The sequence below is a fragment of the Leeuwenhoekiella polynyae genome, assembly GCF_004104075.1.
GTDB lineage: Bacteria > Bacteroidota > Bacteroidia > Flavobacteriales > Flavobacteriaceae > Leeuwenhoekiella > Leeuwenhoekiella polynyae.
In genome coordinates, this window is sequence record NZ_QOVK01000003.1 from 302,844 (window position 1) to 325,635 (window position 22,792).

Sequence of the window (22,792 nt, forward strand, 5' to 3'; positions counted from 1 at the left end):
TTAATTAAGGCTGTTGATCATAAACATTTCTTCTATAATTTTCCTCGTCACCTTCAATAATCTGTTTGTAACTCTGATATCTGGACCAGTGCAATTCGTCATGTTCCAAGGCTTCTTTAACTGCACATTTAGGCTCCTCCAGATGTAAACAATTATTGAATTTACATTGATCTTTCAGCGCAAAAAATTCAGGGAAATAATTACCTAGTTCTTCTCGCTCGATGTCTACAACTCCAAAACCTTTTATTCCCGGTGTATCTATAATACGCGCATCAAAACTGAGGTCAAACATTTCTGCAAAAGTAGTCGTATGCTGCCCTTGCATATGCTGATCGCTAATCGCTTTTGTTTTTAGATCCAGAGTAGCCTCTATTGCATTTACGAGGGTAGATTTACCAACACCACTATGTCCCGAAAACATACTGGTTTTACCCAACATCAAGTCTTTTACCTGATCAACGTTTTTACCGGTTTTTGCCGAAACACCGATACACGTATAACCAATCTCGCGGTACATTTCTGCGAGATACTTCACTTCACCAAACTCTTCATCACTCAAGGTATCTACTTTATTAAAAAGTAAAATTGCCTCGATGTGATAGGCTTCACAAGTCACTAAAAAGCGATCTATAAAAGCAGTAAAAGTAGGGGGATTATTTAACGTGATAACCAGGAAACAGCGGTCTATATTAGCAGCAATAATATGTGTCTGTTTAGATAAGTTAACAGATTTACGAATGATGTAATTGTCACGCGGTTCAATATCTTTTATCACCCCGGTAACCGCATCGCCTGTTTGCTCCAGTTCAAAAATAACACGGTCACCTACGGCAACAGGATTTGTACTCTTAATACCCTGTATTCTAAAGCGTCCTTTAATTCGGCAGTCGTAAAATTCTCCTGATTCACTTTTAACGCTGTACCAGCTTCCGGTTGATTTGTAAACAGTTCCTTTCAAAAAATATTTTTACTAATTTAGATTGTAAAACTACTTTATTTTAGAGTAACCTTAATCTTTATCCTACAAAATCAGTCTTATGAAAAATTCTTTTTATTTATTTTTATTCTTAGTATCAGGAAGCGCTTCTCTTTTTTCGCAGGTTATGGAATATCAAACCGTAACTGTTATTGAATCTATTGTACCTAATGGCTTAGGTAGGTCAAGAATGATTTCTACTTTGGAAAGCAGAGATTATAAAGATTTTACTTCAACGCGCTCTGAAGAAGACGACTCCCGTAACACTTCAGACCGAAGCTCCATTAGGCTCAAGAATTTTGAAGAAACCAAATTGCTTAATTTTTTCAATATTGGAGGAATTCGTTTTCAGAACATTGCGGCTAATGATGCGGTAGTAACCTCTAAAATTAATGAAATGGCCGAGGAAGGTTGGGAACTTGCTTTTGTAAATAGTGGTGTTGAAAGCTATGGAGGCGATGGTGACGACAATGGCATTTATGTTACCCGATATATCTTCAGAAGACTAAAACAGCAAGAGTAACGTATTTAAAAACCAGTAGTATTGGATATAAAAAAGGCGCTCATTGAGCGCCTTTTTTATATCTCTAAAACTTATTTCTAAGCTTCTTCCATTCTAGAAATTTTCTTCTGATGGTTGATTGACTCCTGGTGGATTGCTTTAAACACACGCAAGATAAATTCTTCACTTAAGCTATGCTTTTCACCTTCAAGAATCATTGCTCCTAAAATTTCATTCCATCGCTTAGACTGAAGAATTGCAACGTTATTTTCAGTTTTAAGTTCACCTATAGTGTCGGCTATTTTCATACGCTTCCCTAAACTTTCAATAAGTTGATGATCTACCACATCGATCTGTGTACGCAGTGTATTCAATTTATTGTTGAATTCAGCCGCTGTACCTTCTTCTTTACGAATCTTAAGATCCTTCATAATCTGAACAAGTTGCGAAGGTGTAATTTGCTGCTTCGCATCACTCCAGGCATTGTCTGGATCGTAATGTGTTTCAACCATAATACCGTCGTAATTTAAATCAAGACCGGTCTGACATAGATCAAAAATGATATCACGACGTCCCGCAATATGTGATGGATCTAAAATTAATGGAAGATCTGGAAACTCGTTCTGAAGATCTACAGCAACTTGCCACTCTGGATTATTACGGTAACGAGTCTTCTCATACGTTGAGAATCCTCTGTGAATAACACCTAGATTTTTAACATCCTGAGTATAAAAACGCTCTACAGCTCCTAACCATAATGCTAAATCAGGGTTTACCGGATTTTTAATAAGAACTGTTTTATCTGTTCCTTTAAGAGCTTCTGCAATTTCCTGAATATTGAAAGGAGAAACTGTTGTACGGGCACCAATCCAAAGGATATCTACATCATGTTTTAAAGCAAGCTCTACGTGATTAGGGTTTGCAACCTCAGTAGTCGTAAGCATCCCAGTCTCTTCTTTAGCCTTCTGAAGCCACTTAAGACCTAATGCTCCTACACCTTCAAACATTCCCGGACGGGTACGTGGTTTCCAGATACCTGCTCTAAAAACAGTAGCATCTGTGTCTTTTAGCTCGTGAGCAATTTTCAATACTTGCTCTTCAGTTTCTGCGCTACAAGGACCTGCGATTACAAGCGGGTGATCTAAATTGAAAGCGTCTAACCAGTTTCTAAGTTCTTTCTTATTTTCCATATTCAACAAATTTACGGCAATTAACCGATTACGATAATCCTTTAAGTATTGATTTTATGTGATTTGTATTGTGCATCTCGTTAAAAACCTCCTCATAATCTTCTGCTTCAAGAACGTTTTTAAAATGCGTTAAATTATTTATGTACTCTGTTAAGCTCTCTAATACGTTAGCTTTATTCTCTTTAAATATTGGTGTCCACGTTGCAGGATTACTTTTTGCAAGACGCACTGTAGAGGCAAAACCACTACCCGCCATATCAAAAATATCTTTCTCGTTTTTCTCTTTCTCAATTACCGTTTTCCCCAGCATAAAGCTACTAATATGCGACAAATGAGATACATAAGCGATGTGTTTATCGTGAGAATGCGGATTCATATATCTAATCTGCATGGGTAATGCTTTAAATATCTGCATTGCTTTGTCTAATAAATCTTCTCGGGTTTGTTCTACCTCACATAGAATCATCGTTTTATCTTTAAACAAATTTTCAATCGCAGCAGATGGCCCGGAAAATTCAGTACCTGCAATGGGATGTGCTGCTAAAAACTGATTGCGTTTAGGGTGATTTCTTACTGCATCACAAACACTTCCCTTTGTTGAACCTACATCTACTACCAATGCATTTTCTGCAACTGCATCTAAAACTGCAGGTAAAAACAAATTTGCCTGATCTACAGGAATTGACAAAATCACAAGATCTGCCTGACTCAAGGCTTCAAAACGAGATGAGTGATCTATCACACCCAAACCTATCGCTTCATCAAGATGGTCTGCATTGCTATCAACACCATAGACTGTACTTCCTGGCAAAATGCGTTTTAAATCTCGTGAAAGCGAACCACCTATTAGCCCTATTCCTAAAATGAATATATTTTTAAAATCTTCCAATGGCTTCTTTGATTTTATCTTCGGTTACACACAGTGAAAAACGAATATATCCTGCTCCCTGAGAGCCAAAAATACTTCCCGGGGTTAAAAACACGCTTTTATTTAATAAAATATCATCTATAAATGCTTCTGCATCACCGGCGCCTTCGGGTAATTTTGCCCAGATAAACATTCCGGCTGCATTTTTATCATATGTACAACCCAGCAAATCAGCCAGCTTCCACATGTGTTCTCTTCTGTTTTTATAAACCTGATTGAGTTCATTAAACCATTCTTCGCCTTCTTTTAAAACAGCGGCAGCTCCTTTTTGAATTCCATAGAACATACCACTATCCATATTACTTTTTACAGTTAAAACGGTGTTTATGTATTCTGAAGAACCCACCAACATCCCCACTCTCCAGCCACTCATATTGAATGATTTGCTCAGAGAATTTAATTCTATAGCTACTTCTTTTGCTCCCGGAATACTTAAAATACTCTGCGGATTTTCATTTAAAATGAAACTATATGGGTTATCATTTACTAATAGTATTGAGTTTGCTTTCGCAAAAGCCACAAGGTCTTCAAAATCTTTTGTAGTAGCTTTTGCTCCCGTTGGCATGTGTGGGTAATTAACCCACATCAACTTCACCTTACTCAGGTCTTTTTTAGACAAAGCTTCATAATCTGGCATCCAGTTATTGGAAGCATCCAGATTGTAATAAACCGGCTCTGCTTCAACCAGACGTGTTACCGAAGTATATGTTGGGTAACCCGGATTAGGAATCAATACCTCATCATCAGGATTTAAAAAAGCCATACTGATATGCATGATTCCTTCTTTTGATCCCATTAAAGGCAGAATTTCGCTCTCAGCATCTAGACGCACACCATAACGCGCTTCATAAAAATCAGCCATTGCGTTAGTCAATTCTGGCAAACCTTTGTAACTCTGATACTGATGCGCAGGACCATCTACCAGAGACTTGGTCAATGCATCGATAACATGAGGTGGCGGCGGTAAATCTGGACTACCTATACCCATGTTGATTATAGGCTTACCTGCTGCTGCAAGTGCTCGCACTTCTTTTAGCTTTCGCGAAAAGTAGTACTCTGAGGTCTGGTTTAACCGCTTAGCCGATTCTATAATCATCCTTTTCTATTTTTATATTCACCCAAAACTTTAAATTCAAGCGCCATTATATTCAACAATTTTTTTGCTTTCTCGAAGTCTGTATAATTATCAAAAGTAACATCTACAAAAAACGAGTACTTCCACGGTGTCTCAATAACCGGTAAAGACTGAATCTTAGTAAGATTTAATCTACAATCACTCATTACATTGAGTACTGCTGCAAGACTTCCCCGTTTGTGGTCTGCCAGAAATTTAACCGAAGCTTTGTCTGGCACCTCTGCCTCTGTCCTTCCGTTTGTATTCAAAATAAAGAAACGTGTTGAATTCTCTTTAATAGTCTGAATATCTTCAGCGATAACATCTAAACCATAAATCTGTGCGGCTGTTATTCCGGCAATCGCACCTATCCCTTTAAGATTTCCATCGGCAATACGTTTTGCAGCCCCGGCAGTATCATCATCTTCAACCAGCCTGATATGCTCTTTATCTTTAAAAAATTCCTTACACTGTAACAAAGCCATAGGGTGAGACCATACTTCTTCAATATCTTCTAAGTGCTGCCCCGGTAAAACCATCAAATTTTGACTTATACCCAGATAGCGTTCCCCTTCAATATTAAGCTTGTGATTATCAATCAATGCATAGTTAGGGATTATGCTTCCTGCTATAGAATTTTCGATAGCCATTACTGCATCTGTCGCCTCGCCTTTTATCAGGCAGTTTACTAACTCTTGAAAACTACGGCACGCTATCACCTCCACGTCTTCAGCAAAAAAATCCTGAGCGACTTTATGGTGAAAAGAACCTTTAATTCCCTGTATGGCTACTTTATGTTTCAATTATCTTTAGTTCAGTTTATAACAAAAAAAATCCCGATTTTTTAAATCGGGACCCTATGATATTGTATTACTACACGATACTCTATAGCGGTCCCATCTCTCTCCAGAAGAAAAAGAAATAATAACGGTTAAAAAAGTAAGGTACGTAAGACATGTGATTCATTAATTATGCTGCTAAAGTACTTAAATAAATAAGAAGAATTTTAAAAGGGGTTGATTTTTACACATTTCAAAAAAAAAGGATGGATTATTTGAAGAAAACAAAATAGAACCTCGTATTTAAACTGCTTTGTTAGAAGATATTTTTCAAATAGCTTAATCTGGTGAGTTTATTTTTATATTGACCTAATTTTAAGGTTTTGAAAACAGCCGTCTCACTGCTATTTGTTTACTTTTAACTTTTAAAGTTTCCTTATTTTAAGCCAGTATGTCTATAACTGTAGAGGCCATAACCAAAATCTACGGTGCTCAGAAAGCACTTGACGATTTATCATTTTCGGTCAAAAAAGGTGAAATCACCGGTTTTTTAGGTCCTAATGGAGCTGGTAAAACCACGATGATGAAAATCTTAACCACCTATCTGAAACAATCATCAGGATCTGCTTTTATAGCTGGTTTTTCTACAGAAAATGAAGCTTTAGAGGTTCAAAAACGAGTGGGATATCTTGCAGAGAACAATCCGTTATACCCGGAAATGTACATTAAAGAATATCTTAAACTTCACGCTGATCTCAATCACACGTCAAAAGATCGCATAGCTGAAGTTATCTCTCTTACCGGCTTGCAACCCGAAGTAACTAAAAAGATCAAACAATTAAGCAAAGGCTACAAGCAACGTGTAGGCCTGGCTGCTGCGCTGATACACGATCCTGAAGTTCTAATTCTTGACGAACCCACAACGGGTCTTGACCCCAATCAACTGAAAGAAATACGCGGGCTCATTAAGACTATAGGCAAAACCAAAACCGTTTTGCTCTCTACACACATTATGCAAGAGGTTGAAGCTATTTGTGATCGAGTTATCATCATTAATAAAGGGAAGATTGTTGCAGACCGGCAACTAAAAGACCTTAAAGCCGGTAGTGAGCAAATCATAAAAGTAGAATTTGATTATCGTGTAGAGGAAGTAGCACTTAAAAATTTAACTCACGTTAATTACGTGAATAACACAGAAGGTTTTAGTTATGAAATCAGTTTTGATACGCAAAAAGATATGCGGCCCGCCCTGTTTGATTTTGCACATGATAACGGACTAAAAACACTCCAGCTTTCTCGTATAAATACTTCTTTAGAAGAACTTTTTCACCAACTCACCCGCTAAACTCACCCTAATGGTTTTATACGGATTCGCCTTATTTTTAATACTAATTGCGCTTTTACCACTTACTCAAGGAACTCACTGGATTATTAGAGGCTGGGATTTTATAAGAGTTCAAAGCTGTTTTCTTCAAGCCCTAGTTATTGCACTGTTGGCTATTTTTGAATTTCCGGTAAGTGAATGGCAGTACATTGTAGCTATTAGCCTGCTTGCAGCTTTTGCGTTTCAGCTTTATGTCATTTTTCCATATACTCATTTTTATCCCCTGCGCGATTCAAAACCAGACAATCCTGATTCTTTAAGACAAATAAGCCTATTAAGTTCTAATGTTTTACAAACCAATGAAGAATACGGTAAACTTATAGAGCAAGTCAACATACATACTCCAGATATTTTACTTGTTATGGAAACTGACAAGAACTGGGAAAACGGTTTAAAAGAATTAGAAAAAGAGTATCCTAATATCGTACGAGTTCCTTTAGATAATTTCTACGGAATGCATCTGTATAGCAAATATGAGTTGGCGGAAACTCAGGTTAATTATCTGGTAGAGAAAGATGTACCTTCCATTTTCACTAAAGTTTACTTCGGAAGCGATAAACCTCTGGAGCTAATTTGTGTTCATCCGGCACCTCCCAGCCCTACTGAAAATGAAACCTCAGAAGAACGCGATGCAGAACTTCTAATTGTAGGTAAAGCAGTACGTGAGTTAGACGCTGACCACCCTATTCTGGTGTGTGGCGACCTCAACGATGTGGTTTGGTCTCGGGTAAGTAGATTGTTTGCAAAAATCACCGGACTCATAGACCCCAGAATTGGCAGAGGTTTATTCCCCACCTTTCATGCAGACTACTGGTATTTACGTTTCCCTATAGATCATTTATTTCATTCAAAAAATATTGTGGTAGATCGTATGCTGCGACTTCCTAATATAGGCTCTGATCACTATCCTATGTTTTTCACGTTTTGGTTAGAAAACGGGGAAAAAGTTGAAAAACCAGAAATTGATTCTGAAATCGATGAGGAGGTTGAAGAGCGCATAGATGAAGGTCTGGAGCGCGCTGAGTAATGTTAAGATGAAATAACCCAGTAAGCCTCCAGTAAACTACCTCGGGGCAAGCCCATGAGGCATTCGTTAGAAACAAATTTTCAATTTCGAGGCAAGCCTCGGGGTATTAAACCCTTTGGCGGCGCCAATAAAAAAGCCTCCTTTCGGAGGCTTCAACTAGTCAGGTCTAATGTTCATAATAAACGAGTCCCTAAACCCAACCTGACATACTTTTAGCTTCATCAATGCTAAAATTTATACTTGTTCAAAAATAAACATATTTATTATTTTAAATAATGAATATTGAAAAAATAATTACTTAAAAGCATAAAAAAACCGTTAGTTTCCTAACGGTTTTTTTATGCTTTTACTTTTATCTAATCAAATTAGGTCATATAATTCTTACTATTTAGCCTTATTGACTCCAAGTTTTTTAATCACAGAACCTACTGTAAGCCCCTGCACAAGAATTGAAAAGATCACAATAATATAAGTAATTACTAAGAATAGTTCACGATGCATATCTTGAGTGAGACTAAGCGCTAACGCGATTGAAATTCCTCCTCGAAGGCCACCCCACGTCATGATAACATCAGTACGCGGTACAAAATTGAGATGTTTTTCAAAAAAGTTGATAGGGATTAATAATGAAATATATCTACAAATCAGCACGACTGGGATCGCAATTAAACCTGCAATAATCGCCGTCACTTCAAAGCTTATGATTAGCATTTCCATACCTATCAATACAAACAGGATCGTATTTAATAAGATATCTATGAGCTCCCAGAATTTATCTACATAAGTTTCGGTAAGTTCAGACATCGTGTGTTTACGTGCTGTATCGTTTCCTACTACAAGTCCTGCAGTTACCATTGCTAGCGGCGCAGACATATGAAGCTTTTGCGCTGCTACTGTGCCGCACATAACTGCCGCAAGTGTGATGATCACTTCAATATCATAATCATCTATAGACTTTAGCAATTTGTAAGTTAAATACCCTATTCCTAAACCCAATCCAATACCCCCTAAAACTTCAAGACCAAATAACTCTAAAATATCACCAGGAGTAACCGGATCTGACGATCCGGCTATTTTAAAAATGGTAAGAAATACCACGACACCGACTCCATCATTAAATAGAGATTCTCCTACTATTTTGGTTTCTAAATTTTTAGGTGCGCCTGCTTTTTTGAGAATTCCCAATACTGCTATTGGGTCTGTAGGTGAGATCAACGCTCCAAATAACAAACAATAAATAAAGTCAACCCCCAGTCCTAACACCATCAAAACATAATATAAAGCGCCACCAACAAGAAATGTTGAGGTTAAAACGCCTACTGTTGCAAATACGATTACCGGCCAGCGCTGCACTTTAAGTTGTTCAAAATTGGTGTGTAGTGCTCCTGCAAAAAGTAAAAAGCTCAACATACCGTCAAGCAATACTTTCTCAAAATCTATACTGCTAATAATTTCCTTTTCTGCCTCTAGCAAGGTATCATCATAATAGGCGATACCTAAAACTCCTAATGTAAACAGAAGCGTAATCAACATCAAACCTATGGTGTTAGGCAGCTTAAGAAAACGTACGTTTATATAACCAAAGATTGCGGCAAGCCCTACTAAAATTGCTGTGATTAGATAAAAATCCATAGATTTTTTTAGAGCTTATTGGTGTTTATTTCTATCCAATATCCATCTGGATCTGTAAGATATATTTGTCGTACACCATCAGGTCTTGTGTTTGTAGTACCGGTTTCTCCTGGCCAATTCTCAAAAGGAATATTTTTAGATTTCAAAAACTTCATAAAACCATCAAGATCATTAATATTCAAAGCTAAATGCACTCCTTTATGTGGCTTAAACGCTTCATCACTTTCTATCAAATGAATCTGAACGTTGTTGTCTAAAGCAAACCATCTGAATTTTGGTCCCAAACCTGCATTATCAATCTCAGGTAGCCCCAAAATATCACTGTAAAAAGCTGCGGCTTTATCTAAATCTTTAACCAAAAGGGCATCGTGATCTTTAGTAAGTTTAAAATCTTGCGCTGTCATCGTGTGTAAAAAGAATAAGTTAATTAGAAAAATATAGGCGATTTTCATGATATTGAGGTTCAATTACTATTAATATATTTCATGGATCATGTTTGCAATAAGAGCAGTCCAACCTGTTTGATGTGAAGCTCCTACTCCTCTACCCGTATCACCATGAAAATACTCATAAAACAAAACTAGGTCTTTAAAATGAGGATCTTTATAAATCTCCTTGTGCTGTGCGTTTATCGGTCGGTCTCCATTTTCGTCGGTATGAAAAAGGGTTAGCAGACGCTTCATCAAATCATTCCTGATGTCATTAAGACTCAAGATCTCTCCACTTCCCTTAGGGTACTCAACCTCAAGATCCTTACCGTAATAATCTCTAAATTCCTTAATTGCTGTAACAAACAGATAATTAAATGGCATCCACACAGGGCCTCTCCAGTTAGAATTTCCTCCAAACATAGAAGACTCAGATTCTGCCGGCTCGTACTTTATCTCATAATTAGATCCGTCAATATCTATTTTATAGGTTTTTTCATGAATTTTAGACAATGAACGCAAACCGTGCTCACTCAAAAATTCTTTCTCATCAAAAACTGCACTTAACATGATCTCAACACGCTCTTTAGGAACAAGAGCCAAGAGTAAATCTGAATCATCAGAAAATTCCTGAATAACCATATACTTCAGGTTTGCCATTCGGTATTTTCTAAACCAGTTGACACTGTATTTAAAATTAGGCAGACGATCTAAAGTCTCTCTCTTAATATGTAAAACAGCGATTAGAGACATGATCCCAACTATAGAACGCACTTTTATAGGCTGGAAGCTTCCGTCTTCAAAAACCAACTTGTCATAGAAGAAACCTTCTTCTTCATCCCAGGTCCCTTCATAATCTTCATTGAGTTTGTTTAAAGCTTCAGCAATAAAGATAAAGTGACCAAAAAACTTGGTTGCCATATCTTCATAGGAAGGGTCTACTAATGCTATTTTAATTGAAATCTCAAGCATATTCAGGCAATAAAGCGCCATCCAAGAGGTACCGTCTACTTGTTCTAATGTCGCGTTACCGGGAATACCACTACTGCGATCAAAAACTCCAATGTTATCAAGACCTAAAAAGCCACCCTGAAAAACATTATTCTGTCTGCGGTCTTCCTGATTTACCCACCAGTTGAAGTTGAGCGATAGTTTATTAAACATGCGCTTAAGAAAATCTATATCTTCTTTCCCGGCAGTATCCCGTTCTATCTTATAAATCTGTAGCGCTGCAAAAGCTTGTGTAGGCGGATTAACATCACTAAAGTTCCACTCGTAAGCAGGTATCTGACCGTTAGGAGCCATATACCATTCTTTAGTAAAAAGTAGCAACTGCTTTTTTGCAAACTCCGGATCTATATAAGCCATTGTAATGCAATGAAATGCACTATCCCAAGCAGCATACCACGGATATTCCCAAGAATCTGGCATCAGATGAATATCATGATTCCGCAAGGTTTTCCAGTTGCTGTTACGCCCGTGATAGCGTTCTTGCGGGGGTGTAGAAACTTTAGGATCTCCTTTAAGCCACTGTTCTACTTCGTAGTTGTAATATTGCTTAGACCATAATAAACCTGCAAAAGCCTGACGCTGAATTTCTTTAGCCTCCTCATCTTTTACTTGATTAACACCTTCATAAAAGTCTAAACACTCCTGAACTCGCTTTTCAAAAAGGGAATCAAATTCTAAACCAAATGCATCATCTTTTAAATCAGCATTAGTTAATCTTAGTTTGAAAACTACCGTTTCTCCAGCCTTGACATTGCGCTCATAATGCGGTGCAAACTTGGTTCCTTCCTGTTTCTTTTTTGCCAGACTGTAGTCGTTATTGACTACTGTTTTATGAAAGAAATCTTTTTTGTAAGGATGGTCGTTTGTTTGCAAATATAAACGCTCATCATTGGTTTCATTTTCGGTAAAAAGCTGGTGATCGGGCTTTTCAAAATATAAATTATAATCTCCCGTATACGGATGCTTTATGTGTACCGAAGGTGATTTGCCATTCTTATTCTTCATTATGGAAGGCTTAAAAGGCATATCTCTAATACTCCAGAAATTACGAATCCACAAGGTAGGTAAGACATGTAATTCTGCAGCCTTAGCGTTTCGGTTTGTTACTGAAATCTTAATGCAAATGTCATCAGGGCCTGCTTTTGCATATTCGGTAACAACGTCAAAATATTCATTGTTATCAAACAGACCGGTATCTAAAATCTCGTACTCATCATCCTTTCTGCTTCGACTTTGATTTTTAGTCACCAGGTCCCCATATGGATATTCATTTTGAGGGTACTTATAAAGGTGCTTCATATAAGAATGCGTAGGCGTATTCTCTAAATAATAATAGAGTTCCTTTACATCTTCACCGTGATTACCTTCTGGACCTGTTAGGCCAAACAAGCGCTCTTTTAATATAGAATCTTTCCCATTCCATAAAGCAAGGCCAAAGCACACGTTACAATAGCGATCTGTAAAACCTGCCAAACCATCTTCTCCCCATCTGTAGACCCTACTTCTCGCGTGATCGTGCGGAAAATAGCCCCAGGCATTACCGTTAGCGCTGTAATCTTCACGTACAGTACCCCACTGTCTTTCGCTTAAATAAGGACCCCAATGCAACCAGTCTTCATTACCTGAATAATGGGAATCTAATCTTTTTTGTTCTTCTGTATTTTTCCTAACCATTTGTTGTAAATCCTGGATAGCACGTCATCCCTCCGTCAACAAACAGAGTAGTGCCATTAATATATTCTGATTCATCTGATGCCAACCAGGCAGCCGTACTGCCTATGTCTTCTGGCACTCCTATACGTTTATACGGAATCAGCTTATTCAATTTATTGAGTGCACTTTCGGTTTCCCAGGCATCTCTATTAATATCTGTTTTTATCGCTCCCGGAGCAATGCTGTTACATCGTATTTTAAGAGGAGCATACTCCTGGCAAATACTTTCCATCAACATAACGATCGCTCCCTTTGAAGCTGCATAATTAGTATGTCCTGCCCACGGAATGATCTGATGTACAGAACTCATATGGATGATTTTGCCTAAAGATTTAGAGACATCCTTGCGCATACCACGGCGCATAAATTCGCGTATAGCTTCCCGCGCGCACAGAAACTGCCCGGTAAGATTGACATCTATAACCAGTTGCCAGTCTTTTAAAGTCATCTCATGAAGAGGTGCATCTTTTTGCAAGCCGCTATTGGCAACCAAAATATCTACGGTTCCAAATTTCTCTATTGTTTCTTTGAACATAGCCTGAACCTGATCTTCTTTACTAACATCGCATTGTATTACTATGGCCTCCCCACAGGTGCTATCTTTATTTATTTTATCTGCTACCTTATTTGCTTCTTCTTTTGAAGAGTTATAATTGACAACCACATTAGCACCATCTCTTCCTAAAGCAAGCGCTACGGCAGCACCTATACCCGAACTTGAACCAGTAACTATTGCGGTTTGACCTTTTAGACGTTCATTTGGTTTTTGCATAATTTGATATTTAATAAACTGACAGCTGTCAAAACTTCTAATTTACGTGATACGACAGACTTGCTCTCTGGTATTAACGTTATTTAATAGACTAAAGCTAACATTTAATAAGATGATAAATTATATTGCTATGACTTAAGTATTCACTAAAAGAAATAAAACAAAACTGGAAATACTATTATGTTTTAATCACCAACTGTTAAAGTAATTTATTAAATGAGGTGGTTACCTCTGACGGAAGCTTACCAAATTGCTCTTTGAAGATTTTTCTGAAATACTTAGGGCTGCTAAATCCTACTTCTGTCGCAGCCTGAGAAACACTGTACCCCTCTTCCCGCATCAACTGAGCTGCTTTATTCACTTTGATGATACGCACATAACTGTTAATATTTTCTCCGGTTAGTACGGTGATTTTTTTATACAGCGATGTTCTGCTCATTCCCATATTTTTTGTGAGTTTCGCGATGATTGAGCCCTCTGCATCCTTAAACTTCAAAACAGCCTTTTCAAAATCTGCCAAAAACTCCTTCTCTTTATCCAACACCCGGCTTTCACTTGTGCTTAAAGTGTTTTGATCGCTATTTTGATTAAAGTAAAGCTTTAGCATATTACGACTATCAAGAAGATTACGCACTCGCGCTCTTATCAACGCAGGTTCAAAAGGTTTAGTAAGGTAATCATCTGCTCCTTCCTTGTAGCCGCTTACCTTGACTGCTGTATTGTTTTTTGCCGAAAGCATAATAACAGGGATATGTGATGTTTCTTTATTGAGTTTTAGTTCATGACACATATCAATCCCGTCTTTTACAGGCATCATCACATCTGTGATAATTAGATCAGGTATAAATTTAGTGGCCATCTGAGCACCTTCTTCCCCGTTAACAGCATGAATCAGATCATATTCTTCACTTAAGATGTCATCTAATACTATAAGAATATCTTCATTATCTTCTACCAGCAAGATAAGTTCTCGCTGTTTTTCGCCATTCAATAAGGCTTTTTTAACGCGGGATGTTGGTTCAGAATGTGCAACAAATGGTTTCTCTATTTGCTCGTTTACAGTATCTGAATCTGAAGCTTTATCAATTTGTTCACGGGGCACTTCAGCAAGGTCAAAGGGCAACTCTAAAGTAAATGTACTCCCCTCCCCCTCTTTACTTTTTACCGTAAGCGTTCCTGCATGCAATTCTGCAAAACGTTTTGAAAGCGAAAGACCTATGCCCGAACCGCTGCGCTTGACCGAACTGTTAGAATGGTAAAACCAGTTAAAAATATGCTCAAATTCTTCTTCGTGAATACCTACTCCAGAATCAGAAACTGTAATGCTATAATTATCGGAATTTGCCTTTAAAATTACCGTGACCTCTCCTCCTTCTAAGGTATACTTCAGCGCGTTACTAATAAGATTATTTAAAATTATTTGAAGCTTATCAACATCATTAACAACCTGAAGCTCATCAAATTCAGTTTCAAATTGTAAATCAATTTTCTTAACATCTGCTGCATTTTTGTGAAGGCTCGTCCAGTACTTTAATGTATTCACCAGATCGTAGTGCTGGATGTATAGCTTACTAAGACCTTCTTCTGTTTTGCGAAAGTCCAACAACCTGTTTATAGATACGAGTAAATCTGAAGCATTTCTTTTGATCAGATCTATACGCGCGTGATGTCTCGAAGATTTAAGCTCACCTGCAAGAATATCCAGAGGTGCCAGAATCAGAGTTAAAGGTGTCTTAAGTTCATGAGAAAAACCGGAGAAAAAGCGCAGTCGCTCTTCATTAAAGTCATGTTCTAATTGACGTTGTTTCTTTTCAAAGACGAGCGAGTTTTTCAATTTAACGCGTTCAGAATAATAAATTGAAATTGCATAAATAAAAAGAATAGCAAGCAGCATATATAATATATATGCCGGCCAAGTTAGCCAAAAAGGTGGTGTAATAATAATGGGTAATTCTTTTTGAACCACATGTCCCGACTGTTCCATTGCCTTGATTATTAAATTGTATTTGCCTGCCGGAATATTTGTAAAATTAATACGATTGTTTGTACTTAAATCAACCCAGTTATCGTTGTAACCTTCTAGCCTATAAGAATACACTACATCCTGAGAAAATGGGTATTTGATTAAAGCAAAATCAATTGAAAACAAGTTCTCTTTATACGTGAGCTTCAGCGTCTCTATATCATTAAGCGTTTTTGACAGAATTGCATGTGCCCCACCAGGCTTTACTGCAACGCTTTCATTATTAATTTTTAAATCTTTAAATAAAATGCCGTACACGGTCCCCTCACCATATAAATTATCAGGATTAAAAACATTAAGCCCTTTATTACCCCCAAACCAGAGATTGCCTTTTTGATCACGTATTGCCGCACCTATATTAAATTCACCTTTCTGAATTGAACTTTGGTTTAGCAGATTAGATACCTCATTTGTTTTAAAATTATAAGAACTTAGACCATAGTTTGTACTTATCCATACCTCTTCTGAATTATAAGGAACTATACTATTGATGGTAGTATTGGGCAACCCATTTTGCTCGTTTATTACACTAAAGCTTTGATCTTTGATGTTAAATTTAACCAGACCGCCAAACCTACTACCCGCTAGAAGTTCATCGTCTGAAACCAACACAAGAGAGAAGAAAATATCTGAAGGTAATCCCTTAAGAATACGCGAGTCATATTTAGTAACTACTTTGATTACAGGATTATATTTCAAAATACCATCACTGTATGTTGCCATCCATAAATTACCCTTACTGTCTTCATCGATAGCTCTTACATCTAGCTTTCCTAAAATTTCAACATACTCAAAAATGTCATTTTTATCATCATACTTATAAAGACCTCCACGATTTGTTCCTACCCAAATTCTATGTTGCGAATCTTCAAAAATTGTACGCACATCATTACCATCTACCTGATCTCCTTGCAAATAATGACTCCAGATATCATTTTCCAGTTTATTAAGCCCCCCCTTGTAAGTACCAGCCCACAAACGCTTTTTTGAGTCCTCCAGAAGGGAAATTACATAATCATTACTAAGGCCTTTTTCTCCTTTGCCTGTAACCGCAAAAGGTGTTATTTTACCTGATTTTGCGTGGTACAGATCTATACCTCCACCATCAGTACCTATAAATACATTTCCTGTCTTGCTAGTTGCTAAAGAACCTATTCTCATATGACTAAGCAAGCCCCATACTGAAGATTCGCCATCTATAAGTTTAATGGGCTCTCCTTGTGGATTAACGAAGTTTAGTCCGTTACTGGTCCCAATCCACATATTACCTCCTCGATCTAATTTTAATGCTGAAACAGTTCGGTTATAAACACTGCTTCCGTCTTTACGCGGTAAAAACTGTGTTATCTCCGGAACTGCACTTTTATTCAGGAAGGAGTCTATCTTTAGGATGTTGAGCCCACCATTTCGCGTCCCAATCCACATACGCCCTTGATTGTCTTCTGCAAAACTTAAAATTTCGGTATCACTCAACGCATTAGGACCTCCTGTACCAAGAGTCCGAAAACTTCCGTCGGTTTTAAGTACAAAAAGACCGTTTTGGGAGCCTATCCACAGATTTCCTGCTTTGTCTAAATGTAAAGCACGCACTCCGGGCTGTTCATCCGCTAAACTTTGCTTATCAAACCATAATCGATTAACCGTATTCTTTTTTAAATCTATTCGGTTAAGCCCTTTTCGAAACGTCCCTACCCACAAGATAGAATCTCCCTGAGATAACAAGCTTGACACCTCATTATAGCTTAAAGAAGAAGGATCTTCTTTACGGTTCCTATACGATGCGATCATTTTATTATTCTCATCAAAAATGCGCACTCCCTCACTATAGTACCCTACAAAATATCCTCCCTTTTGACGCTTTGCCAGCGCACTTACATTGTCGGTTACATTATTTAAAAGATGAACATTTTGAAACGAATCTGTTTCATCATTATAAATATCTATACCCGCATCTGTGAGGATAAGCAAATCCTCAGAATCGGTATTTTTTAAACTTTCAATATAATTATTAAAGAGACTAGTACTATCTGCGGCACGGTGCCGGTAAATTTTAAAATCACTCCCATCATAGCGGTTAAGACCATCAATGGTTCCTATCCAAATAAAACCAAATTCATCCTGTTCAATGCTATTTATATAGCTGTTTGAGATACCACTTGAAAGATCAAAATTGTAAAATATAAGCTGATCATCAATAGACTCTGCAGGCTTTGTTAATGTCTGAGCAGGCATTACATAAAAACAAAAAACAAGAAGTATACTAAAGAAATACCGCATCAGTTAAGGTTTTTTTAACAATTATCAAATCTACAATCTTAAGAGCAATTCATTAATACATTCTTAAAAAAACACGTTTTAATTAAGCAAAAACCATTTTGTACCCTATAAAATGACACTGCCCACCCGTGTTTTAACATAAAATTGTCAGAAAATTGTACCAGCACGAAATCGATTACGTAGTGCACAACACATCTTAAAACAACTAAAACACGAATGTATGACTAATTATTATCTATTTAAAAAGTCGGCGGCGCTCTGCGGCTTGCTACTTTTTCTGTTTTCCATGCACCTGCAAGCTCAAGATAAACAAATATCAGGAGTCGTTACAGACATGAACAACACCCCTCTTCCCGGAGTTAGCGTTCTGGTCAAAGGAACTTCAAATGGAGTGGTTACCGGTTTTGATGGAGACTATGTTATAGCAGCCAGTCCAGATGCTACTTTAGTATTCTCATACGTTGGCTTTACCGAACAGGAAGTTTCCGTAGGTACTCAAACAACTATCCATATCAAATTACAGGAAAATATAGCCGAATTGAATGAAGTGGTTCTTGTAGGTTATGGGCAGAAGTCAAAAACTACACTGACCGGAGCAGTATCTACCGTAAAAGGAGAAGAACTCGTCAAGAGCCCGCAGCCTAACCTCTCTAATTCCTTCGCCGGAAGACTCTCTGGGGTTGTAGCAAATAACCGCTCTGGTGAACCTGGAGCAGATGGTGCTACTATACGCATTAGAGGTATTAGTACAACAGGTGATAACAATCCTCTTGTTGTAATTGATGGTATTCCCAATCGTTTAGGAGGACTTGATCGTCTTAATCCCAATGATGTTGAAAACATTACGGTTCTTAAAGATGCATCTGCTGCTATTTATGGTGCACAGGCGGCAAACGGTGTAATCCTCATAACCACCAAAAGAGGTAAAATGGGTAAACCTAGCTTTAGTATAACTGCTAACCAGGGATTTTCTACTCCCGCAAATCTTCCTAAACTAGCAGACTCACCAACTTATGCAACCATTCTCAATGAAATCAACTTCTACCGAAATCCAAGTGGTGGTATGAACCAAATCTACTCGAATGATGATATAGCGCTTTTTGCTACCGGAAGTGACCCTGATAATTACCCCAACACCAGCTGGACAGATGCAGCCATAAGCGATTGGTCACTACAGGATAGTGAAAATGTATCCCTTAGAGGAGGCGGTGAGCATTTTAGATATTTTACCTCATTGGGTCGCACCAATCAAGATGGTATTTACAAAGACGGTATCAACAATTACAAGCAGGTAAACCTGCGGGCAAACCTTGACGTTGATGTAACATCAAACCTAACCTTAGGAGTGGATTTAAACTACCGCAAAGAAGATCGTATATTTCCCACACGTAGTGCGGGAGATATCTTTAGAGCGATTTATAGAACCTATCCTACTATTCCGGCTCGTTATTCTAATGGTTTACCTTCCGCAGGGGTAGAACAAGGGCAGAATCCTATCATTATACCTACCGGAATACCGGGAACTGATGTGCAACCTACTACGGTTTTAAACTCGACGTTGACTTTAGACTATAAACTTCCTATAGAAGGTTTATCTATTAAAGGTTTCTATTCTGAAGACCGCAGCTTTGCTGCTCGCAAGCGTTTTGCCATACCTTTTACTGTTTATCAGATCGACAACTCAACCAGCCCGGCAACTTTTAATGAAGTGATCGCAGGCCCTGATTCCCGAACTCCTGAATTACTTCAGGCTCAGGATAACAGACAACTTCAGACGGCAAACATACGCCTCAACTTTGAGCGTAGTTTTGACCTGCATCACATCAATTCGTTCATAGCTTATGAACAGCAAGAAAGTAACCGTAGCGTTTTTGAAGCCTTCCGAAGTGGTTTTATATCTGCTGAAATTCCAGAATTTAATTTGGGTGGTGGTGAACCGGAGCAAAGCAGCAATAGTGGCTATAGCCAGCGCTTTACACGTCGTAACTACTTTAGCCGAATCTCTTATGATTATGACCAAAAATACTTAGCGGAAGTACAGGCCAGATACGACGGCTCTTCACGCTTTGCTGAAGGAAATCGTTACGGATTCTTCCCCAGTATCTCCCTAGGCTGGAGAATTTCGGCAGAGGATTGGTTTAATTCTGATGCTGTCAGGAATCTTAAGGTTAAAGCTTCTTACGGTTTGCTGGGTAATGATAGAATCGATCCATTTCAGTATTTAAACACCTACGCGTTACGTCCTACTGACTTTGTAGATCCCAATGGGACACCACTTCCTATTTTTATCATCAATCAGCTGGCAAACCCAGGGATCACCTGGGAAACGGCCAAAAAGCTTGATATAGGTGTAAGCGCAGACTTATTTGACAACTTCAGTATAGAGCTTGATTACTTCCACGAAGTACGTAGCGACTTGTTAACTGCACGAAGCGGCTCACTACCTTTTGTTTCAGGTATTGTTAATGAATTTGATCTTGACGCAATTATTCCGCAGGAAAATATTGGTGAAGTAAAAAACAGAGGTTTTGAAGCAATCGTTGGGTATAACCAAACCTGGGGAGAATTCAGCTTCTTTGCAGATGCTAACTTTACTTTCAATAAAAATGAAGTTGTTTTCTTAGACGATCCACAGGGTATACCTGACTATCAACTTTCAAAAGGCAAACCACTAGGCTCAGGTCTTTTATACGATGCTATAGGCATTTTTAGAACTCAGGAAGATCTTGATAATAATGTAACCTTACCCGGTCAACAACTGGGAGATCTAATCTACCGTGACGTTGATGGCGACGGGGAGATTACCGAATTAGACCGCGTACGTCAGGAATTGACTAATGTACCTCAAATCGTTTATGGTTTAACTTTAGGTGTAAATTATAAGAGTTTTGATCTGAGTATGCTGTGGCAGGGTCAGGCGCGTTCTGTACAGTACGTTGCGCCAGAGTCTGGAGAAGTAGGCAACTTTTTTAGCACTTGGGCAGACAACCGCTGGAGCCCCAACAACCCTGACGGAAGCTACCCTCGTGTAGATGTGCGTACTTCTTCAAGTATAAACGAGGGCTTATTTAGAAATAACTTTTGGCTGGTGAACACTTCCTTTTTAAGGCTTAAAAACCTGGAGTTGGGCTACAGCTTGCCTCAAAGCAGCCTTTCATTTCTAGGCATTTCTTCGGCAAGAGTTTATGCCAGTGGTTATAATCTGGTAACCTTCACCGAGTCTAAAGATGTAGATCCTGAAGGGGACAGCACCAGCGGTCAATTCTACCCACAATTAAAAACATATAACCTAGGTATTAACGTAAACTTTTAAGAGATGAAGAAAATAATAATGATGTTAGCTTTAGGTGGCCTCAGTTTGGTCAATCTAAGCTGTGAAAAAGACCTTCTCGATGTAGAAAGTACCAGTTTAACAGATCAGGCCGTTTGGGCAGACTCCAATCTTGCTGAAGCTTTTGTGAGAGGTTTATATACAGGCGTACGCATTGCTGATAAAGAGCCTGGTCATAACGGTGGAGATACTCCGGCAGGTTTTGGCCGTGGTTTTCACTGGGCGATGTGGGCTTCGGTTTCTGATGAAGCGATTTATAGTAATGATGATGCAACTTACCTCGTTCAGCGCGGTCAAATGAGCCCAAGTAACTATGGGTTTATGAGTACTACCTGGGGAAGAAGTTTTAGAAACATTCGCGAGGTAAATCTGGCACTCTCTAAAATTGATACTGATGAATCTCCTTTTGATGCCGAAACTAAAAACCTGCTGATTGGAGAATTACACTTTATTCGTGCTTTTCGCTACTTTGAGTTATTAAGAGGTTTTGGTGAGGTCCCGTTGATGGGTAACGAGGTTTATGATCTCAATAGTGATTTTGAAGCGCTTTATGATCGCAAAAGTAAAGATGAGGTTGTTTCCTATATCACTCAGGAACTTGAGGCTGCCATTGATATGCTACCGCCTTCAAACGGTGCACGTGCTACCGATGCTGCTGCGATGGCATTAAAGTCAAGAGTGTTGCTATATGCTGCCAGCCCGCTATTTACTGATGACACAAACGATCCTGCTAAATGGGTCGCTGCAGCTCAAGCTGCTCAGGATGTGATGGATCTTAACCGTTTTAGCCTGGTGACTAATCTGGATACTGATCCTTCAGAAAACTTTAGAAAACTATTTGTAACCCGTACCATGACGAGTGAGGATATTTTTATGCGCTTTTATATGCCTGCAAGCACTAGTGGAGGCCGTGCAATTCCTATTGAGCGTATGAATGGACCTAACGGTTCTGGCGGATGGGGTGGTAACTGCCCAACACAGAATCTGGTAGATGATTTTGAGATGATAGATGGTTCCGATATCGAAGACGCAGGGTCTGGTTACAATCCTCAAAATCCGTATGTAAATCGTGATCCTCGTTTTTATGCAACTGTAGTGTATAACGGTTCAATCTTAAGGGATCGTGCTTATGAGTCTTTTGTACCCAATGGCAAAGACAGCCCCGAAGGTAATGAACCCTGGAACACCTCTCCAACCGGGTACCTGATGCGTAAATTTATTCAGGAAGATATTACGTTAAACGACTGGAACAATATGGGAGCTTCTCCATGGAGGTATTTTAGATATGCCGAAATTTTATTGAACTATGCAGAAGCGCAAAACGAAGCGGCAGGACCAGACCAATCGGTTTACGATGCCGTTAATGCAGTACGCCAGCGTGCAGGAATGCCTGTTCTAAGCGGCTTATCTAAAGACCAAATGCGTGAAGCACTACGTAGCGAGCGTCGGGTTGAATTGGCCTACGAAGAGCATCGCTATTATGATGTACGCCGATGGATGATTGCTATGGATGTAGAAAACGAACCAGCAAATTCTATAGAAATCACAAAAGCCTCAAATGGTGACCTAACCTATGAGAAAGGTATCGCACTTGACGGTAAAAAGTTTGAAGAAAAGCACTATTGGTTCCCAATACCATTAAGCGACATAACTGCTTCCGGCGGCAAGCTTAAGCAAAATCCCGGATATTAATTTTTGAATTAAG

At 38.5% G+C, this 22,792-nt stretch carries 15 protein-coding genes; 5 read left to right on the plus strand and 10 right to left on the minus strand.

What is annotated here, in order from left to right:
- Positions 1-4: 4 nt before the first annotated feature.
- Positions 5-958: a ribosome small subunit-dependent GTPase A gene (gene rsgA, locus DSM02_RS06540; protein WP_128764856.1), complete on the minus strand. Its 954-nt coding sequence runs from the start codon at positions 956-958 to the stop codon at positions 5-7.
- A 79-nt stretch (positions 959-1,037) separates the two neighbouring features.
- Between rsgA and DSM02_RS06545 the strand changes: the two genes are divergently transcribed.
- Positions 1,038-1,499 (plus strand): hypothetical protein, encoded by a 462-nt coding sequence (locus DSM02_RS06545; protein ID WP_128764857.1) that lies wholly within the window; start codon positions 1,038-1,040, stop codon positions 1,497-1,499.
- A gap of 77 nt (positions 1,500-1,576) precedes the next feature.
- Here the strand turns inward: DSM02_RS06545 and DSM02_RS06550 are convergent, their stop codons facing one another.
- The 4 genes from DSM02_RS06550 to DSM02_RS06565 are packed head-to-tail and all read right to left on the minus strand — an operon-like array spanning position 1,577 to position 5,513.
- Complete coding sequence (locus DSM02_RS06550; protein ID WP_128764858.1) at positions 1,577-2,668, minus strand: bifunctional 3-deoxy-7-phosphoheptulonate synthase/chorismate mutase type II; 1,092 nt, start codon at positions 2,666-2,668, stop codon at positions 1,577-1,579.
- A gap of 28 nt (positions 2,669-2,696) precedes the next feature.
- Positions 2,697-3,557 carry a prephenate dehydrogenase gene (locus DSM02_RS06555; protein WP_128764859.1) on the minus strand — a complete coding sequence of 287 codons (861 nt, stop codon included), beginning with the start codon at positions 3,555-3,557 and terminating at the stop codon, positions 2,697-2,699.
- Positions 3,544-4,692, minus strand: a complete 1,149-nt coding sequence (locus DSM02_RS06560) for a pyridoxal phosphate-dependent aminotransferase (protein WP_128764860.1) — start codon at positions 4,690-4,692, stop codon at positions 3,544-3,546. Before DSM02_RS06560 ends, DSM02_RS06555 begins: the two co-directional genes overlap by 14 nt.
- Complete coding sequence (locus DSM02_RS06565; protein ID WP_128764861.1) at positions 4,689-5,513, minus strand: prephenate dehydratase; 825 nt, start codon at positions 5,511-5,513, stop codon at positions 4,689-4,691. The genes DSM02_RS06560 and DSM02_RS06565 overlap by 4 nt, the downstream gene beginning before the upstream one ends.
- Before the next feature lie 427 nt (positions 5,514-5,940).
- Between DSM02_RS06565 and gldA the strand changes: the two genes are divergently transcribed.
- Positions 5,941-6,834 carry a gliding motility-associated ABC transporter ATP-binding subunit GldA gene (gene gldA / locus DSM02_RS06570; protein ID WP_128764862.1) on the plus strand — a complete coding sequence of 298 codons (894 nt, stop codon included), beginning with the start codon at positions 5,941-5,943 and terminating at the stop codon, positions 6,832-6,834.
- A 10-nt stretch (positions 6,835-6,844) separates the two neighbouring features.
- Positions 6,845-7,900 (plus strand): endonuclease/exonuclease/phosphatase family protein, encoded by a 1,056-nt coding sequence (locus tag DSM02_RS06575; protein ID WP_128764863.1) that lies wholly within the window; start codon positions 6,845-6,847, stop codon positions 7,898-7,900.
- Between the two features lie 384 nt (positions 7,901-8,284).
- Here the strand turns inward: DSM02_RS06575 and DSM02_RS06580 are convergent, their stop codons facing one another.
- From DSM02_RS06580 to DSM02_RS06600, 5 genes are all read right to left on the minus strand, one after another.
- Complete coding sequence (locus DSM02_RS06580; RefSeq protein ID WP_128764864.1) at positions 8,285-9,532, minus strand: cation:proton antiporter; 1,248 nt, start codon at positions 9,530-9,532, stop codon at positions 8,285-8,287.
- Positions 9,533-9,540: 8 nt separating this feature from the next.
- The gene (locus DSM02_RS06585) at positions 9,541-9,984 is read right to left on the minus strand and encodes a VOC family protein (RefSeq protein WP_128764865.1); all 444 of its coding nucleotides are present in this window, start codon (positions 9,982-9,984) and stop codon (positions 9,541-9,543) included.
- A gap of 21 nt (positions 9,985-10,005) precedes the next feature.
- Positions 10,006-12,645, minus strand: a complete 2,640-nt coding sequence (locus tag DSM02_RS06590) for an MGH1-like glycoside hydrolase domain-containing protein (protein ID WP_128764866.1) — start codon at positions 12,643-12,645, stop codon at positions 10,006-10,008.
- Positions 12,638-13,456: an SDR family oxidoreductase gene (locus tag DSM02_RS06595; RefSeq protein ID WP_128764867.1), complete on the minus strand. Its 819-nt coding sequence runs from the start codon at positions 13,454-13,456 to the stop codon at positions 12,638-12,640. The genes DSM02_RS06590 and DSM02_RS06595 overlap by 8 nt, the downstream gene beginning before the upstream one ends.
- A 199-nt stretch (positions 13,457-13,655) precedes the next feature.
- Complete coding sequence (locus DSM02_RS06600; RefSeq protein WP_128764868.1) at positions 13,656-17,756, minus strand: hybrid sensor histidine kinase/response regulator transcription factor; 4,101 nt, start codon at positions 17,754-17,756, stop codon at positions 13,656-13,658.
- 220 nt (positions 17,757-17,976) lie between these two features.
- On the opposite strand from DSM02_RS06600, the gene DSM02_RS06605 reads away from it, so the two are divergent.
- Both DSM02_RS06605 and DSM02_RS06610 read left to right on the plus strand, forming a co-directional pair.
- Complete coding sequence (locus tag DSM02_RS06605; protein ID WP_128764869.1) at positions 17,977-21,069, plus strand: SusC/RagA family TonB-linked outer membrane protein; 3,093 nt, start codon at positions 17,977-17,979, stop codon at positions 21,067-21,069.
- Between the two features lie 3 nt (positions 21,070-21,072).
- Positions 21,073-22,779, plus strand: coding sequence for a RagB/SusD family nutrient uptake outer membrane protein (locus DSM02_RS06610; RefSeq protein ID WP_128764870.1), 1,707 nt, complete (start codon positions 21,073-21,075; stop codon positions 22,777-22,779).
- The last annotated feature ends 13 nt before the right edge of the window (positions 22,780-22,792 follow it).

Excerpts from the sequence above, each read along its gene's own strand:
- DSM02_RS06545 (WP_128764857.1), top strand. The coding sequence starts at position 1,038 with ATGAAAAATTCTTTTTATTTATTTTTATTCTTAGTATCAGGAAGCGCT.
- DSM02_RS06550 (WP_128764858.1), bottom strand. The coding sequence starts at position 2,668 with ATGGAAAATAAGAAAGAACTTAGAAACTGGTTAGACGCTTTCAATTTA.
- DSM02_RS06560 (WP_128764860.1), bottom strand. The coding sequence starts at position 4,692 with ATGATTATAGAATCGGCTAAGCGGTTAAACCAGACCTCAGAGTACTAC.
- gldA (WP_128764862.1), top strand. The coding sequence starts at position 5,941 with ATGTCTATAACTGTAGAGGCCATAACCAAAATCTACGGTGCTCAGAAA.
- DSM02_RS06575 (WP_128764863.1), top strand. The coding sequence starts at position 6,845 with ATGGTTTTATACGGATTCGCCTTATTTTTAATACTAATTGCGCTTTTA.
- DSM02_RS06580 (WP_128764864.1), bottom strand. The coding sequence starts at position 9,532 with ATGGATTTTTATCTAATCACAGCAATTTTAGTAGGGCTTGCCGCAATC.
- DSM02_RS06585 (WP_128764865.1), bottom strand. The coding sequence starts at position 9,984 with ATGAAAATCGCCTATATTTTTCTAATTAACTTATTCTTTTTACACACG.
- DSM02_RS06590 (WP_128764866.1), bottom strand. The coding sequence starts at position 12,645 with ATGGTTAGGAAAAATACAGAAGAACAAAAAAGATTAGATTCCCATTAT.
- DSM02_RS06595 (WP_128764867.1), bottom strand. The coding sequence starts at position 13,456 with ATGCAAAAACCAAATGAACGTCTAAAAGGTCAAACCGCAATAGTTACT.
- DSM02_RS06600 (WP_128764868.1), bottom strand. The coding sequence starts at position 17,756 with ATGCGGTATTTCTTTAGTATACTTCTTGTTTTTTGTTTTTATGTAATG.
- DSM02_RS06605 (WP_128764869.1), top strand. The coding sequence starts at position 17,977 with ATGACTAATTATTATCTATTTAAAAAGTCGGCGGCGCTCTGCGGCTTG.
- DSM02_RS06610 (WP_128764870.1), top strand. The coding sequence starts at position 21,073 with ATGAAGAAAATAATAATGATGTTAGCTTTAGGTGGCCTCAGTTTGGTC.